We start from the raw sequence: 12,485 nt of genomic DNA, 5'->3' as shown, positions 1-12,485 counted from the left end.
CTTGTCCCGTGACCGAGATTGACGCAAAGATCGACGCGCTTGTTCCCGCCTGGCTCAACCTCCCCGACATCGCCGAGAAGCTCGGCGTGGAGGTGACGCGCGTGCGGCAGCTGGTGAAGGAGGGCCAGCTGATCGCCGTCCGCCGGGGCGAGAACCGGGTGCTCATGGTGCCCGCCGCCTTCATCGGCGAGGGCAAGGTCGTCAAGGGCCTGGCCGGGACCCTGACGCTGCTGCGGGACGACGGCTTCAGCGACGAGGAAATGCTGGAGTGGCTCTTCACCGCCGACGACACCCTGCCGGGCACCCCGGCCGACGCGCTGCGGGAGAACCGCGGCACGGAGGTGAAGCGGCGCGCCCAGGCGCTCGCCGTCTGAGCCGAGCGGCCGACCGGAAGCCTCAGCCGCAGTAACCGGGCGCGGGTGACCGCGCCCGTCAGAAACCGTCCGGTGCACGGGCGGGGCCCGTCCCCGCCCGTGCACCGCCGACCCGGGGGGATCCACCACCCATGCCCGCCACCGCCCGCGAGCTCCTCGCCGACGCCCGGCTCTACCTGTGCACCGACGCCCGCAAGCGCCAGGGCGACCTGCCGGAATTCCTCGACGCGGTCCTCGCCGGCGGCGTCGACATCATCCAGCTGCGCGACAAGGGCATGGAGGCCGGCGAGGAGCTGGAGCACCTCGCCGTCTTCGCCGAGGCCGCCCGCCGCCACGGCAAGCTCTTCGCGGTCAACGACCGCGCGGACGTCGCCCACGCAGCGGGATCCGGCGTCCTGCACCTCGGCCAGGGCGACCTGCCGGTGCCCGCCGCCCGCGCGATCCTCGGCGAGGACGTGCTGATCGGCCGCTCCACGCACGCCGAGGCCGAGGTGGACGCCGCGGCCGCCGAGCCCGGCGTGGACTACTTCTGCACCGGCCCCTGCTGGCCGACCCCCACCAAGCCCGGCCGCCACGCCCCCGGCCTGCCCCTGGTCCGCCACGCGGCGGCCCTGGGCACCGAGCGCCCCTGGTTCGCGATCGGCGGCATCGACTCCGGCAATCTCGACGAGGTGCTCGACGCGGGCGCCCGCCGCGTCGTCGTGGTCCGCGCGATCACCGAGGCGGAGGATCCCGGCGAGGCCGCGGCGCAGCTGGCCAAGCGGGTCCGCGCGCGCCTCTGAGACCGTCCGGGGCCGGCGCGGCGCGTCCGGCGCGAGCGGCCCCGTGGCAAGGCCGGTCCGCGAGAGTGTCAAAAAAACATGAAGAACCTGTCCGGCATGCGGACGGGAGACCGGCCTATCGGGCAAATCGCAAAAGTGGGATTGGGGGCCGCGGGAACCGCTGGTTAACTTGCCGGTATGGCCCTTGGCACCGCCTCCACCAGGACAGACCACGCGCGCACGGTGCGTGAGCTGCTCGCCTCAGGCGAGCGCTCGTATTCCTTCGAGTTCGCCGCTCCGAGGTCCGAGAAGGGGGAACGCGCCCTCTGGGACGCCATCCGCCGGATCGAAGCCGTCGGTCCGACCTTCGTCTCCGTCACCTACGGCGCGGGCGGCTCCTCCCGCGAGGGCACCGTGCGGGTGACCGAGCGCATGGCGACCGACACGACGCTCACGCCCGTCGCCCACCTGACAGCCGTCAACCACTCCAAGGCCGAGCTGCGCAACATCATCGGCCAGTACGCCGACGTCGGCATCCGCAACATGCTGGCCCTGCGCGGCGATCCGCCCGGCGACCCCATGGGCGAGTGGGTGCGCCACCCCGAGGGCCTGCACTACGCCGCCGACCTCGTCCGGCTCATCAAGGAGTCCGGCGACTTCTGCGTCGGCGTCGCGGCCTTCCCCGAGATGCACCCGCGCTCTACCGACTGGGACACCGACATCCGGCACTTCGTGGACAAGTGCCGCGCGGGCGCGGACTTCGCCATCACGCAGATGTTCTTCTACCCCGACGACTACCTGCGGCTGCGCGACCGGGTCGCCGCCGCCGGCTGCGACACCCCGATCATCCCCGAGATCATGCCCGTCACCAACGTCCGCCAGATCGAGCGGTTCGCGCAGCTCAGCAATGCCGCGTTCCCGCCCGCGCTGGCCGAGCGGATCCTCGCGGTCAAGGACGACCGGGCCGCTGTACGCTCGATCGGGATCGAGTACGCCACGGAGCTGTGCGCTCGGTTGATGGCCGAGGAGATTCCCGGGCTGCACTTCATTACCCTGAACCACTCCACGGCGACGCTGGAAATCTACGAGAATCTGGGACTGCACCAGCGGTCCTGACGGCCGGCCCCTCGAAGGGCTGCGGCCACGAGAGGGGCGTAAATGGGCTGGACGGTCCTCTACATCGCGTTCGGCGTCGTCGCGCTCTGGCTGCTCGGCGAGGTGCTGTTGCAGTACAAGGCGCGACTGCGCTGGCGCCTCCTCGCCTTCGCCGGGTTCCTCGGCGTCGTCGCGGGCGTCGTCATCCCGTCCGTGGCGGTCATCGTGGTGGGCGCGGTGGCGTTCGCCGTCGGGCAGACCTACGTGACGCTCTCCTTCCGCCGCGGCTTCTCCCGCGGCTGGGCGCTCCGCCGGGACGGCCGGGACGACGGCGCGGCGGCGGGCGACGCAGCGGGCGACAGCGGCGAATCCGGCAATTCCGGTAAGTCCGTCAAGCTCGGAAAGTCCGGCAGGGGCGTCAAGTCCGGTAAGCGCGCCGGGAAAGCGGCCGCCGAGGACGACGGGGCGCAGGAGTCGCGGGGCGGCCGGCGCCGCAGGGGTGCGGAGGCCCCGCCGGCTCCTCCGCTGTCCTCCGCCGCGCCGCTCGACGAGACCGCGGCCATGCCCGCCGTCCCCCCGCTCCAGGAGCCCGGGAACGACCCCGTTGCGGACGCCGCCGCGCAGCCGCCCCTGGCCGAACCCGCGCCCGCTCCCGGCGCCGACGCGGGCTACGGGAACTACGGAGGCTACGGCGACGGTGGTTATGCCGGCGCCCCGGCGCAGGACGGCGGCTACGCCCCGTACGGCGACGCGTACGGCGCGCAGGCCCAGCCCGTCCCCGCGGCCCCGGGCCAATTCGACTACGGACAGGGCCAGTACGCCGCCTACTCCGACCCCTACATCGGCAACCGGCAGCAGGGCTACGACCCGTACGGCCAGCAGGACCCCTACGGGCAGTACCAGCAGCCGCAGCCCGCGCCGCAGCCGTACGGCATGGGCAGTCATCCCGCCGACGCCTACGCACCGGCCCCGCAGTACGACATGGACACCCCGCCCGGCGGCGTCTGGGTGCCGCAGCAGCGCGACGGCGACCTGCCGCCCGCCCCTCAGGGCTACCCGCACGCGTACCCGCAGCAGCCCCCGGCCCAGGGGCAGGGCCAGGGCTACGGCGAGCAGTACAACGAGCAGCACCGCTACTGAAGCACCGGGCCCGGGGCGGGCCTCGGCCGCGCGGCCCTACTGGGAGCCGCGCCAGTCCGCCCCGGAGACGATCAGGCCCGCGGCCATCGTCCCGGACATCCCGGCGTGGGCCAGCCCTCCGCCGGGGTGGGCGAAACCGCCCGCGAGGTACAGACCGGACAGCGGCGTCGCGTTGGCCGTGCGGAGGAAGGCGCCCCCGCCGCCGGCCAGCACCGGCGCCGGAACGCCCCCGCCCTCGGCGCCCGTCGCCCGCTCGGTGTCCGCGGGCGTGCGGACCTCGTGCCACAGCAGCCGGTCCCGCAGGCCCGGCAGCAGGCCCTCCGCCGCGTCCAGCACGCGCTCCGCGAAACCGGCGGCCGTCGCCTCGTCGGCCCAGTCCACCCGGCCGTGCGGGGCGACCGTGGCGGTCAGCGTGACGGCCTCGTGGCCGTCGTCCGGGCGGACGTCCGGATCGTCCGGGCGCAGCACCGTCACCGTCGGCCGGTAGGCCGTCGCGGCGGAGCCGCGCGCGCCCTCGCCGAAGACGCCCGCCAACTCCGCGCCGCGGTCCGGGGCGTGGACCACCGTGCGGTGGGCGGCGCCCGCAGCCCGCGCCCCGCGCAGCGCGAGGAAGACCGTGAACCGGCCGGGCGGCACCAGCGGCCCCGGCCGTACGGCGGGCCCGCAGGCCGCCGGCGCGATCCGCCGCAGCACGCCGGGCGAGACGCCGGCGACCACCGTGTCCGCCTCGTCCACGCGCCCGTCCGCCAGCTCCACGCCCACCGCGCGGCCGTCCTTCTCGGCGACGGCCACGACCTCCGCGCCGAAGACGAACTCCACCCGGCGCTTGCGGCACCGCTCGTACACGGCGTCCGCCAGGCCGCGCATGCCGCCGCGCACGTACCAGCTGCCGAAGGTCTGCTCCATGTACGGCAGCACCGCCGCGCTCGCCGGGGCGGTGCGCGGGTCCAGCCCGTACGCCAGCGCGTGGCTCTCCAACAGGGCCACAAGCCGCGGGTCCTTCAGCTCCCGCTCGGCGACGGCGGCCAGCACGGGCGGGGTGCTCCGCCGGAACAGGCCGCGCTTGCGCAGCCCCGGATAGGGGTCGTGGCCCAGGGCCTCCAGATACTCCGGGTCGGCGAGCAGCGGCTCTTCCAGCAGGGGCCGGCGCGTGGCGTCCCACACCACGCGCGCCCGGTTCACCAGCTCGCTCCAGCGCTCGCCCGCACCCGCGCCCACGGCCTCGTCCAGCGCCTGGACCACACCGGCCCGGGACGCGTTCGGCAGCGCCACGGAGGTGCCGTCGGCGAAGACGTGCGCGCTCGCCGGGTCGACCTGGACCACGTCCAGGCTCTGCTCCAGCGACTCCTTGCCCGTCTTCACGAACAGGTCGCGGTAGACGGCGGGCAAGTGCAGCAGCCCCGGCCCCGTGTCGAAGGCGAAGCCGTCCCGCGTCATCCGCCCGACGCCTCCGCCGTGCGTCGCCGCGCGCTCGTACACCGTCACCCGGTGGCCCGCGACGGCCAGCCGGGCAGCCGCCGCCATCGCGCCCATCCCGGCGCCGATCACCGCAATCCGTGCCATGGGCACGACTTTATCCGGGGCACCGGCAGGGGGCTGAACGCCCAGGGCTGAGTACCCGTACTCAGACGAGGAGATGAGTAGGTGCACGGATGGGCCGCGGCCCGCCGGACGGAAGAGTGGTGCTCACGGAAGGGGCGCGGCGCCGGCACCGCCGGCACGGGGCTGCGGAACGGCGCGGCACCCCCGACGTGACCGGGGGGCGGGGGCCCCTGCGGGGGGCTCGGGGGAGCTACGGGGGAACGCGGGCGCGGTGCAGGCCGAGGGGGATCGGCCCGCACCGCGCTCGCTTTTCGGCGGACGGGGTGCTCGCCGCTGCGGCGGGCAATTCCGATGCGGCGGCCTCAAGGCCCGAAGGGCTAGCCGGCGACTCCGTTCAGGCGGCCCTGGAGCAGGCGCGACAGCGCCGCGTGGACGTCGTCCACCGATCGCTCCGGCTGGAACGACTGCCAGTCCAGCGCGGCCACCAGCACCATGCCGAACACCGCCGACGCCGTCAGCGGGATGTCGGTCTCCGAGACCGGGCCGCCGTCGCCCTCCGCGGCCGCCTCCCGTAACACCGACTCGATCACTTCTACCGCCTGCTGCCGCACCCGCGTCAGCGTCGGCTGCCAGGCCCGGTTGGTCCGCCACAGCTCGGCGACGTAGAGCTGGGCCAGCGACGGGTGGCGGGCGACGAAGTCCAGCCCGGCGCGGATCATCGCGTCCAGCGCGCCGGCCCGGCCGCCGCCGCGCTCCGCCGCCTCCTCGGCCGCGGCCCGCAGCGACCTGGTCAGCAGCTCCATCCCGTGCCGCAGCAGCTCCTCGAACAGATCGGTCTTGCTCGCGAAGTTGTAGTAGACGGTGCCCTTGGCCACCCCGGCCCGTTCCGCTATCTCGTCCACGGTGGTGGAGGAGAAGCCCTGTTCGGCGATGAGGGTCACCGCGGCGGCGAAGAGCTTCCGCCGGGTGTTCTGACGGCGCGTGCTGCTGCTGTCCATGCAGTGATTCTCCCTGCCCGCGCAGCCGCCCCCGCGCCCGCGTCAACCCCGGGTGGCCGCACGGGCATTCGTGCAGGCCACACCCTCCGCGGCGGGCCCCCGGAAGCGCGCCGCGGCGCGCTCGGCCACCGCGTCGGCCGCGGCCCGGGCCGGGCGCATTAGGCTGGGGCGGACACTTCCGTCCGCCGATCCACCGCCGAGGAGCCATCCGCCGTGTCAGACCCGCTGCGCCCCCGGGCCTCCCTGCGTACCGCCGTGGTCTGGGAGGTCCTGCGCGACGCCCTGGACCGCCGGGTGAAGGCCGCCGCCCCGGCCGGCGGCGTGCTGGACGTGCTCGACACCGGCGGCGGCTCCGGCAAGTTCGCGGTGCCGCTGGCCGACCTGGGCCACCGCGTCACCGTCGTCGACCCCAGCCCCAACGCCCTCTTCGCGCTGGAGCGCCGGGCCGCCGAGGCCGGCGTCGCCGAGCGGGTCCGCGGCGTCCAGGGCGACGCCACCGGCCTGTTCGACGTGGTGGAGCGCGGCTCCTACGACGTCGTCCTCTGCCACGGCGTCCTGGAGTACGTGGACGACCCCGCCCAGGGCGTGCGCAACGTGATCGAGGCGCTGCGCCCCGCGGGCACCCTGAGCCTGCTGGCCGCGGGCCTGGGCGGCGCGGTCCTCGCCCGCGCCCTCGCCGGGCACTTCACCGAGGCCCGCCAGGTCCTCTCCGACCCCGCGGGCCACTGGGGCGCCGGCGACCCCGTGCCGCGCCGGTTCACCGCCGAGCAGCTCTCGGGGCTCGTCGCCGCCGAGGGCCTGGAGGTCGGCTCCGTGCACGGCGTCCGGGTCTTCGCCGACCTGGTGCCCGGCGTGCTGCTCGACGCCGAGCCCGGGGCGCGGGAGGCGCTCGCGCAGCTGGAGGCGGCCGCGGCCGCGCTGCCTGCCTTCCACTCGGTGGCGACCCAACTGCACGTCCTGGCCGAGCGTGGCTGACTGCGCGCTGTAGGTCACAGGCCACCCGATCAGCCGGTTCGCCCCGTATGATCGGGGTGCACCGTCCGGCATGGCCGATCGGCGAACCGGGAATGTACGTCCCGATGCCACCGATCGCCACACGGACATCGGTGGGCGGATTGGCGCAGAGGGGCGGGTTTCACGGGGGCGATTCCCTGCCTATCCTGAAAGGGTCGCACCCGGTCGCCCCCCGCGACCGACGAGTAGGAGGACTCCGTGCCGCTCTCGGAGCACGAGCAGCGCATGCTCGAGCAGATGGAGCGAGCGCTGTACGCCGAAGATCCCAAGTTCGCGACAGCGCTCGAGGGCAGCGGCCTGCGCACGTACACCCGGCGACGGGTCTACCAGGCGGTCGCCGGGTTTCTGGTGGGTATCGCGCTCTTGATGACCGGCGTCATGATTCAGGGGCAGTACTGGATCAGTGTCGTCGGATTCCTCGTCATGCTGGGCTGCGCGGCCCTGGCCGTCACGGGCTGGCGCAAGGCGCCGCGGGCCGGTGCGCAGCAGGGGGCGGGCCCGGTGGGGCAGCCGGGCGGCCGTGGCCAGATGCGCCCGCGCCGCAGCATGATGGACCGCATCGAGCAGCGCTGGCAGCGCCGCCGCGACGAACAGGGCCACTGAGCCCGCACAGTCCTTCTTCATACACATCTTTTCTATGGCGTGGGGTCGGGAGCAGGTCTCCTGACCCCACGCCATATCCGTCTCCCGCGAGTGCCGTTCAGGCGGCCGCCGACCGGCGCCGCGCGAGGCTCCGCAGCCGCGAGAAGCCCCGCAGCAGCCGGGCGGTCGAGCGCGGCAGCAGGACGGCGCGCAGCCGGGCGCCCCGGCCGGCGGCGGCGTGCAGCCCGGCCCGTACGCACTCGACGTCCTCCGCGAGGCCCGGCGCCGGCACCGGCCGGGGCGCGTACAGCACCTGCTCGACCGCGGCGGCCACCCTGCCCGCGGACTCCGCGGCGGCCCCCTGGAGGGCGCCGGCGCTGACGATGCGGGCGGCGGCGCCGCGCGGGGAGCGGGAGTCGTCGGGCGGAATGCCGTAGTCCCAGGCGGAGTCCGTCAGTTCGCGCCAAGCCGCCAGCGTGTGCTCGGCGGCCACGGCATCCGCGGGGGCGTCCGCGGGCGCCCCCGCGGCGGGTGCCGTGCCCGGCCCGCCGAGCCTGCGGGCGCGCACCCGCCTGCGCCACAGCATGGGCAGCAGCGGCAGCCCCAAGGCGGCCAGCGCGGCCACCGCGACGCCCGCCACCGTGCCCGCCGACGGGCCGCCGGAGGCCGGTCCGGAGCCCGCGGCCGGTGCGGCGGGGGAGCGGCACTCGCCGAGCTTCTTCTGCGCGGGCGGGCAGGCGTCCGTGTCCCGCGGCGCCGCCGGGGGCACGACCGTGCGGTCCGGGAGCCGCTCCGGCCCGCCGCCGGGCTCGGCGCCCGGCGAGGGCTCCGCGACGGTGTAGTCGGGGGTCGTGCCGCGGCTGGGCGTCGGCTCGAAGCGCGTCCAGCCGATGCCCTCGAAGTACAGCTCGGGCCAGGCGTGGGCGTCCTTGGAACCGACCGACACCGAGCCGTCCGCCATGGGGGTGCCCGGCATGAAGCCGACCGCCACGCGCGCGGGGATGCCCAGCGTGCGGGCCATCGCCGCCATCGAGAAGGAGAAGTGGATGCAGAAGCCCCGCTTGGCCTTCAGGAACCGGGCGACGGCGTCGGCACCGGTGCCCGACGCCACCTGCGTGTCGTACTGGAAGCCGCCGCCGACGGAGAACCAGTCCTGGAGCATGACCGCCTGCTGGTAGGCGTTGGCCGAGCCCGCCGTCACCTTCCGGGCCGTCTGTGCCACCACCTCGGGCAGCGACGACGGCACCTGGGTGTAGGCGCGCAGGATCTCCTCCGGAGGCGCGGGCGCCCCGGCGAGCTGGGCGGCGGTGGGCTCCACTTGCAGGCTGGAGACCTGGTAGCGCACCCCCTTGGTGGTCTGGCCGCGCTCGCCCTCCAGGACCCGCCCCTCCGGCTCGTAGCGCCAGCGGCCGTCGGCGCGGATCTCCTCGGCGGGGTAGGGCAGCGGCAGGTAGTTCTGGGCGTAGCCGCCTGCGGCGGTGAGCGTGGTCTCGACGCGCGACGTGCGGACCCCGGCGGCGAGCCCCGCCGGGGCGGGCAGGACCGCCGGCAGCTCCGTGAGGGGACGCTCGGTGGTCCGCCATGCGGCCCCGTCGAAGCGGTCGAGGGCGACGATGCGCAGGTACAGATCGCGGGTGTTCTCGGCGGAGGAGCGCAGGCGCAGCAGCTCGCGGTTCTCCGGCTGGTTGAGGCTGTCCTGGAGGGCCACGAGCGGCTTGACGGAGGTGGTGCCGCCGGGGCCGGAGCCCGGGTCGGCGCCCCGCCCCGCGGGCTCGAAGAGCCCGCCCTGCATCGAGGGCAGCGCGGCCGGCACGGCCAGGGCGATGCCGAGGGCCAGCGCCCCGATGCGCCGGCCCGTACGGACCCGGGCGAGGCGGCCGCCGCCCGCCGCGGTGGGCCCCGGGGCCGGGGGAGCCGTCCGGCCGCCGCTGAGGACGCGGCCCCACTGGCCGAGCCGCTCCCGGCCCTCGGCCAGGAGCAGCAGCAGATAGCCGCTCGCCGCCGCCAGGAACCACAGCCAGCCGCGGCCGTCCTGGCCGAGCCCGGCGGCCACCGAATACAGCGCGAGGAGCGGCAGGCCGGCGGGGGCGGCGCTGCGGTACGTCACCGCCACGGCGTCCACCGCCAGGCCGACGACCAGCACGCCCCCGACGAGCAGCAGCCGGATGCCGGCCGTCGCCGGCGCGGGGATCGCGTACCGCCCGACGTCCTCGGCGCCCTCCTGCACCAGCTGCCCGAACTCGTGGAAGGCCTCCGGGCCCGGCAGCAGCCCGGCGACCGCCTGCTCGCCCGCGAAGGCCACGGTGAGCAGCAGCAGCCCGGTCAGCGCCTGCACGGCCACGGTCACCGGCCCGGGCAGCGGCACGCGGCGGGCGAGGACGCCGGCCGTGCTCTGCAAGGCCAGCAGGAAGGCGGCTTGCAGTATCCACGTGGTCTTGTCGACCAGCGGGAGCATCGAGCAGGAGGCGGCGAGCGCGGCCACCGCGGCGCTCGCCGTCAGGCGCGCCCGCCCCGTCACGGCCGGCCTCCCGCCGTGCCCGCCCCGAAGGGGCCGGGGAACGGCGCGGGCGCCTCGGGGCCCGGCCCGCCGGCCAGCCGCCACAGCTCGGGCAGCGAGGCCCCGGGACCGGCCGGCAGCGCCGTCCAGCCCGCGTCGCGCAGCGCCCGCAGCCGCTGCTCGGCCGCGCCGCCCGCCCGGGGGTCCGCATTCCCGCGCCAGGCGGCGGGGTCCAGCACGAAGGCGACGGCCGCGCCGCCGCGCCCGCGCATCCGGGCGGCCAGGGCCGTCTGCTCCTCGTCCAGGCCACCGAGGAAGGCCACGAGCAGCCCGCCCTCGCCGCCGCGCAGGGCGGCGAGCGCGCCGGAGAGGCACGTGCCCTCCGAGTGCTCCACCGCCGCGAGGGTCTCCAGCATCAGGCCCGCCGCCTCCGCCGGGGCGTGCAGCGAGGAGCTGCGGCCACCGGGGGACGCGCTTCCGGTGTCGGTGAGGAGCCGCACGGAGAAGCCCTGCTCCAGCAGGTGCACCGCGACGGAGGCGGCCCCCGAGACCGCCCACTCGAAGGGCGCGCCCGGGCCCCCGCCCTCGTAGGCGGTGCGGCGGGTGTCCAGCAGGACCGTGCAGCGGGCCCGGCGCGGCTGCTCCTCGCGGCGCACCATGAGCTCGCCGTGGCGGGCGGTCGCGCGCCAGTGGACGCGGCGCAGGTCGTCGCCGTGGCGGTAGCCGCGGGGGATGACGTCGTCCTCGCCGGCCAGGGCGGGGGAGCGGCGCAGGCCGTCGCCGTGGCCGGGGCTCGCGCCGCCCGGGCGCACCGGGGGCAGCGGCTCGGTGTGCGGCACGACGGTCAGCGTGTCGTACGCACTGAAGCCCCGGGTCAGCTCGCACATGCCGAAGGGGTCGGTCAGCCGCAGTTGCAGCGGGCCCAGGGGATAGCGGCCGCGCAGGTCGGAGCGGACGCGGTAGGAGACCTCGCGCCGGCCGCCGGGCTCGATCCGGTCCAGCACGAAGCGGGGGCGCGGGCCCAGCGCGTAGGGCACCCGGTCCTGGAGCATCAGCAGGCCGGTGGGGATCCGGGAGACGTTGTCGATCCGCAGGTGGACCCGGGCGTCGGCCGTGACGGGGATCCGTGCGGGAGTGAGCCGGCGGCTGCCCGTGACGCGGTGGCGGGTGCGGTGCAGCACCACCACGCACAGCAGGGGCAGCACGGCCAGTAACAGCCCGACCCGCAGCAGGTCGGCCTGGCCGAGCACGTAGGAGCACACGGTGGCCGCGATGCCGGCCGCCAGGAAGGAGCGCCCGCGGGTGGTCAGCCCGCCCAGCGCCGCCCGCAGGCCGCTGCCGCCCCCGTCCTGCTGACCGGGGCCGGGCGGCCCGGGGCTCGTGCCGTCCCCCGGGCCCGTCACAGCCGCCGCGCCTGCCGCCACGCCTGCGCCGACGGGTCCGGCACGGGGGTGCGCTGGAGGATGTCGAGGACGGCCGCCTCGGCGCTGCGCCGGCCCAGCTGGGCCTGGGCCGTGGGCAGCAGCCGGTGGGCGAGGACGGCCACCGCGAGCGCCTGGACGTCGTCCGGCAGGACGAACTCGCGGCCCGCGAGGGCGGCCGCGGCCCGGGCTGCCCGCACCAGGTGCAGCGTGGCCCGCGGGGACGCGCCGAGTCTGAGGTCGGGGTGGTGGCGGGTGGCGGTGACGAGGTCCACCGCATAGCGCCGGACGGCCTCGGCCACGTGGACCGTGCGGACCGCCTCGACGAGCTTGACGATCTCGTGGGCGTGGGCGACCGGCTGGAGATCGTCCAGCGGGGGGACGAACCCGTGCACGTCCAGCATCCGCAGCTCCGCCTCGGGGCTGGGATAGCCCATGGAGACCCGCGCCATGAAGCGGTCGCGCTGGGCCTCGGGCAGCGGGTACGTGCCCTCCATCTCGACGGGGTTCTGCGTGGCCACCACCATGAAGGGGCTCGGCAGCTCGTAGGTGTGCCCGTCGACGGTGACCTGCCGCTCCTCCATGGACTCCAGCAGCGCGGACTGCGTCTTGGGCGAGGCGCGGTTGATCTCGTCGCCGATGACGATCTGGGCGAAGACCGCGCCCGGCTTGAACTCGAAGTCGCGCCGCTGCTGGTCGAAGACGCTCACGCCCGTGATGTCCGACGGGAGGAGGTCGGGCGTGAACTGGATGCGCCGCACCGAGCAGTCGATCGACCGGGCCAGGGCCTTGGCGAGCATCGTCTTGCCCACGCCCGGCACGTCCTCGATCAGCAGATGGCCCTCGGCCAGCAGCACCGTCAGCGAGAGCCGTACGACCTCCGGCTTGCCCTCGATCACGCCCTCGACCGCCCCGCGGATCCGCTCCGCGGTGGCGGTCAGACTGCTCAGGCTGGCTCGCTCGTCATAGGTCGTCACCCGGCCCTCCTCGGCCCGTCCTGCGGGCTTCCCGGTCCATGGATCACGGACCGGCACCCGCCCCCGGAATACGGACACCGCGCC

General features: G+C 75.7%; 11 protein-coding genes. 6 read left to right on the top strand and 5 right to left on the bottom strand.

Annotated features, from left to right (window positions below; all coding sequences use genetic code 11):
- Nucleotides 1-8 precede the first annotated feature (8 nt).
- The 4 genes from D7231_RS08010 to D7231_RS07995 all read left to right on the top strand — a co-directional run bounded on the left by D7231_RS08010 (nucleotide 9) and on the right by D7231_RS07995 (nucleotide 3,370).
- A complete protein-coding gene (locus D7231_RS08010) occupies nucleotides 9-374 on the top strand; it encodes an Rv2175c family DNA-binding protein (RefSeq protein ID WP_120754242.1) in 366 nt (121 codons plus the stop codon).
- Between the two features lie 131 nt (nucleotides 375-505).
- Nucleotides 506-1,156 (top strand): thiamine phosphate synthase, encoded by a 651-nt coding sequence (gene thiE / locus D7231_RS08005; protein ID WP_120754241.1) that lies wholly within the window; start codon nucleotides 506-508, stop codon nucleotides 1,154-1,156.
- A 177-nt stretch (nucleotides 1,157-1,333) separates the two neighbouring features.
- Nucleotides 1,334-2,251: a methylenetetrahydrofolate reductase [NAD(P)H] gene (metF, locus tag D7231_RS08000; RefSeq protein ID WP_120754240.1), complete on the top strand. Its 918-nt coding sequence runs from the start codon at nucleotides 1,334-1,336 to the stop codon at nucleotides 2,249-2,251.
- Nucleotides 2,252-2,293: 42 nt separating this feature from the next.
- Nucleotides 2,294-3,370: a hypothetical protein gene (locus D7231_RS07995; protein ID WP_120754239.1), complete on the top strand. Its 1,077-nt coding sequence runs from the start codon at nucleotides 2,294-2,296 to the stop codon at nucleotides 3,368-3,370.
- A gap of 36 nt (nucleotides 3,371-3,406) precedes the next feature.
- On the opposite strand, the gene D7231_RS07990 is transcribed toward D7231_RS07995, so the two are convergent.
- Together D7231_RS07990 and D7231_RS07985 are read right to left on the bottom strand one after the other, a co-directional pair.
- The gene (locus D7231_RS07990) at nucleotides 3,407-4,933 is read right to left on the bottom strand and encodes a phytoene desaturase family protein (RefSeq protein WP_120754238.1); all 1,527 of its coding nucleotides are present in this window, start codon (nucleotides 4,931-4,933) and stop codon (nucleotides 3,407-3,409) included.
- A gap of 356 nt (nucleotides 4,934-5,289) precedes the next feature.
- The gene (locus tag D7231_RS07985; RefSeq protein WP_120754237.1) at nucleotides 5,290-5,910 is read right to left on the bottom strand and encodes a TetR/AcrR family transcriptional regulator; all 621 of its coding nucleotides are present in this window, start codon (nucleotides 5,908-5,910) and stop codon (nucleotides 5,290-5,292) included.
- 213 nt (nucleotides 5,911-6,123) lie between these two features.
- On the opposite strand from D7231_RS07985, the gene D7231_RS07980 reads away from it, so the two are divergent.
- Nucleotides 6,124-6,885 carry a methyltransferase gene (locus tag D7231_RS07980; RefSeq protein ID WP_120754236.1) on the top strand — a complete coding sequence of 254 codons (762 nt, stop codon included), beginning with the start codon at nucleotides 6,124-6,126 and terminating at the stop codon, nucleotides 6,883-6,885.
- A gap of 237 nt (nucleotides 6,886-7,122) precedes the next feature.
- Entirely contained in the window at nucleotides 7,123-7,527 is a 405-nt protein-coding gene (locus tag D7231_RS07975; protein WP_120754235.1) for a DUF3040 domain-containing protein, read from the top strand.
- 97 nt (nucleotides 7,528-7,624) lie between these two features.
- Here D7231_RS07975 and D7231_RS07970 read toward each other — a convergent pair whose 3' ends face one another.
- From D7231_RS07970 to D7231_RS07960, 3 genes are read right to left on the bottom strand one after another with little or no spacing between them, the layout of a single operon-like run.
- Nucleotides 7,625-10,024 (bottom strand): transglutaminase TgpA family protein, encoded by a 2,400-nt coding sequence (locus D7231_RS07970; RefSeq protein ID WP_120754234.1) that lies wholly within the window; start codon nucleotides 10,022-10,024, stop codon nucleotides 7,625-7,627.
- On the bottom strand, nucleotides 10,021-11,406 hold the full coding sequence (locus D7231_RS07965; protein WP_120754599.1) for a DUF58 domain-containing protein: 1,386 nt from the start codon (nucleotides 11,404-11,406) through the stop codon (nucleotides 10,021-10,023). Before D7231_RS07965 ends, D7231_RS07970 begins: the two co-directional genes overlap by 4 nt.
- Nucleotides 11,403-12,401 carry an AAA family ATPase gene (locus D7231_RS07960; RefSeq protein WP_120754233.1) on the bottom strand — a complete coding sequence of 333 codons (999 nt, stop codon included), beginning with the start codon at nucleotides 12,399-12,401 and terminating at the stop codon, nucleotides 11,403-11,405. The genes D7231_RS07965 and D7231_RS07960 overlap by 4 nt, the downstream gene beginning before the upstream one ends.
- Nucleotides 12,402-12,485: the final 84 nt, after the last annotated feature.

This window comes from Streptomyces klenkii (assembly GCF_003626645.1).
GTDB lineage: Bacteria > Actinomycetota > Actinomycetes > Streptomycetales > Streptomycetaceae > Streptomyces > Streptomyces klenkii.
This window is presented reverse-complemented; position numbering and strand designations above follow the sequence as displayed.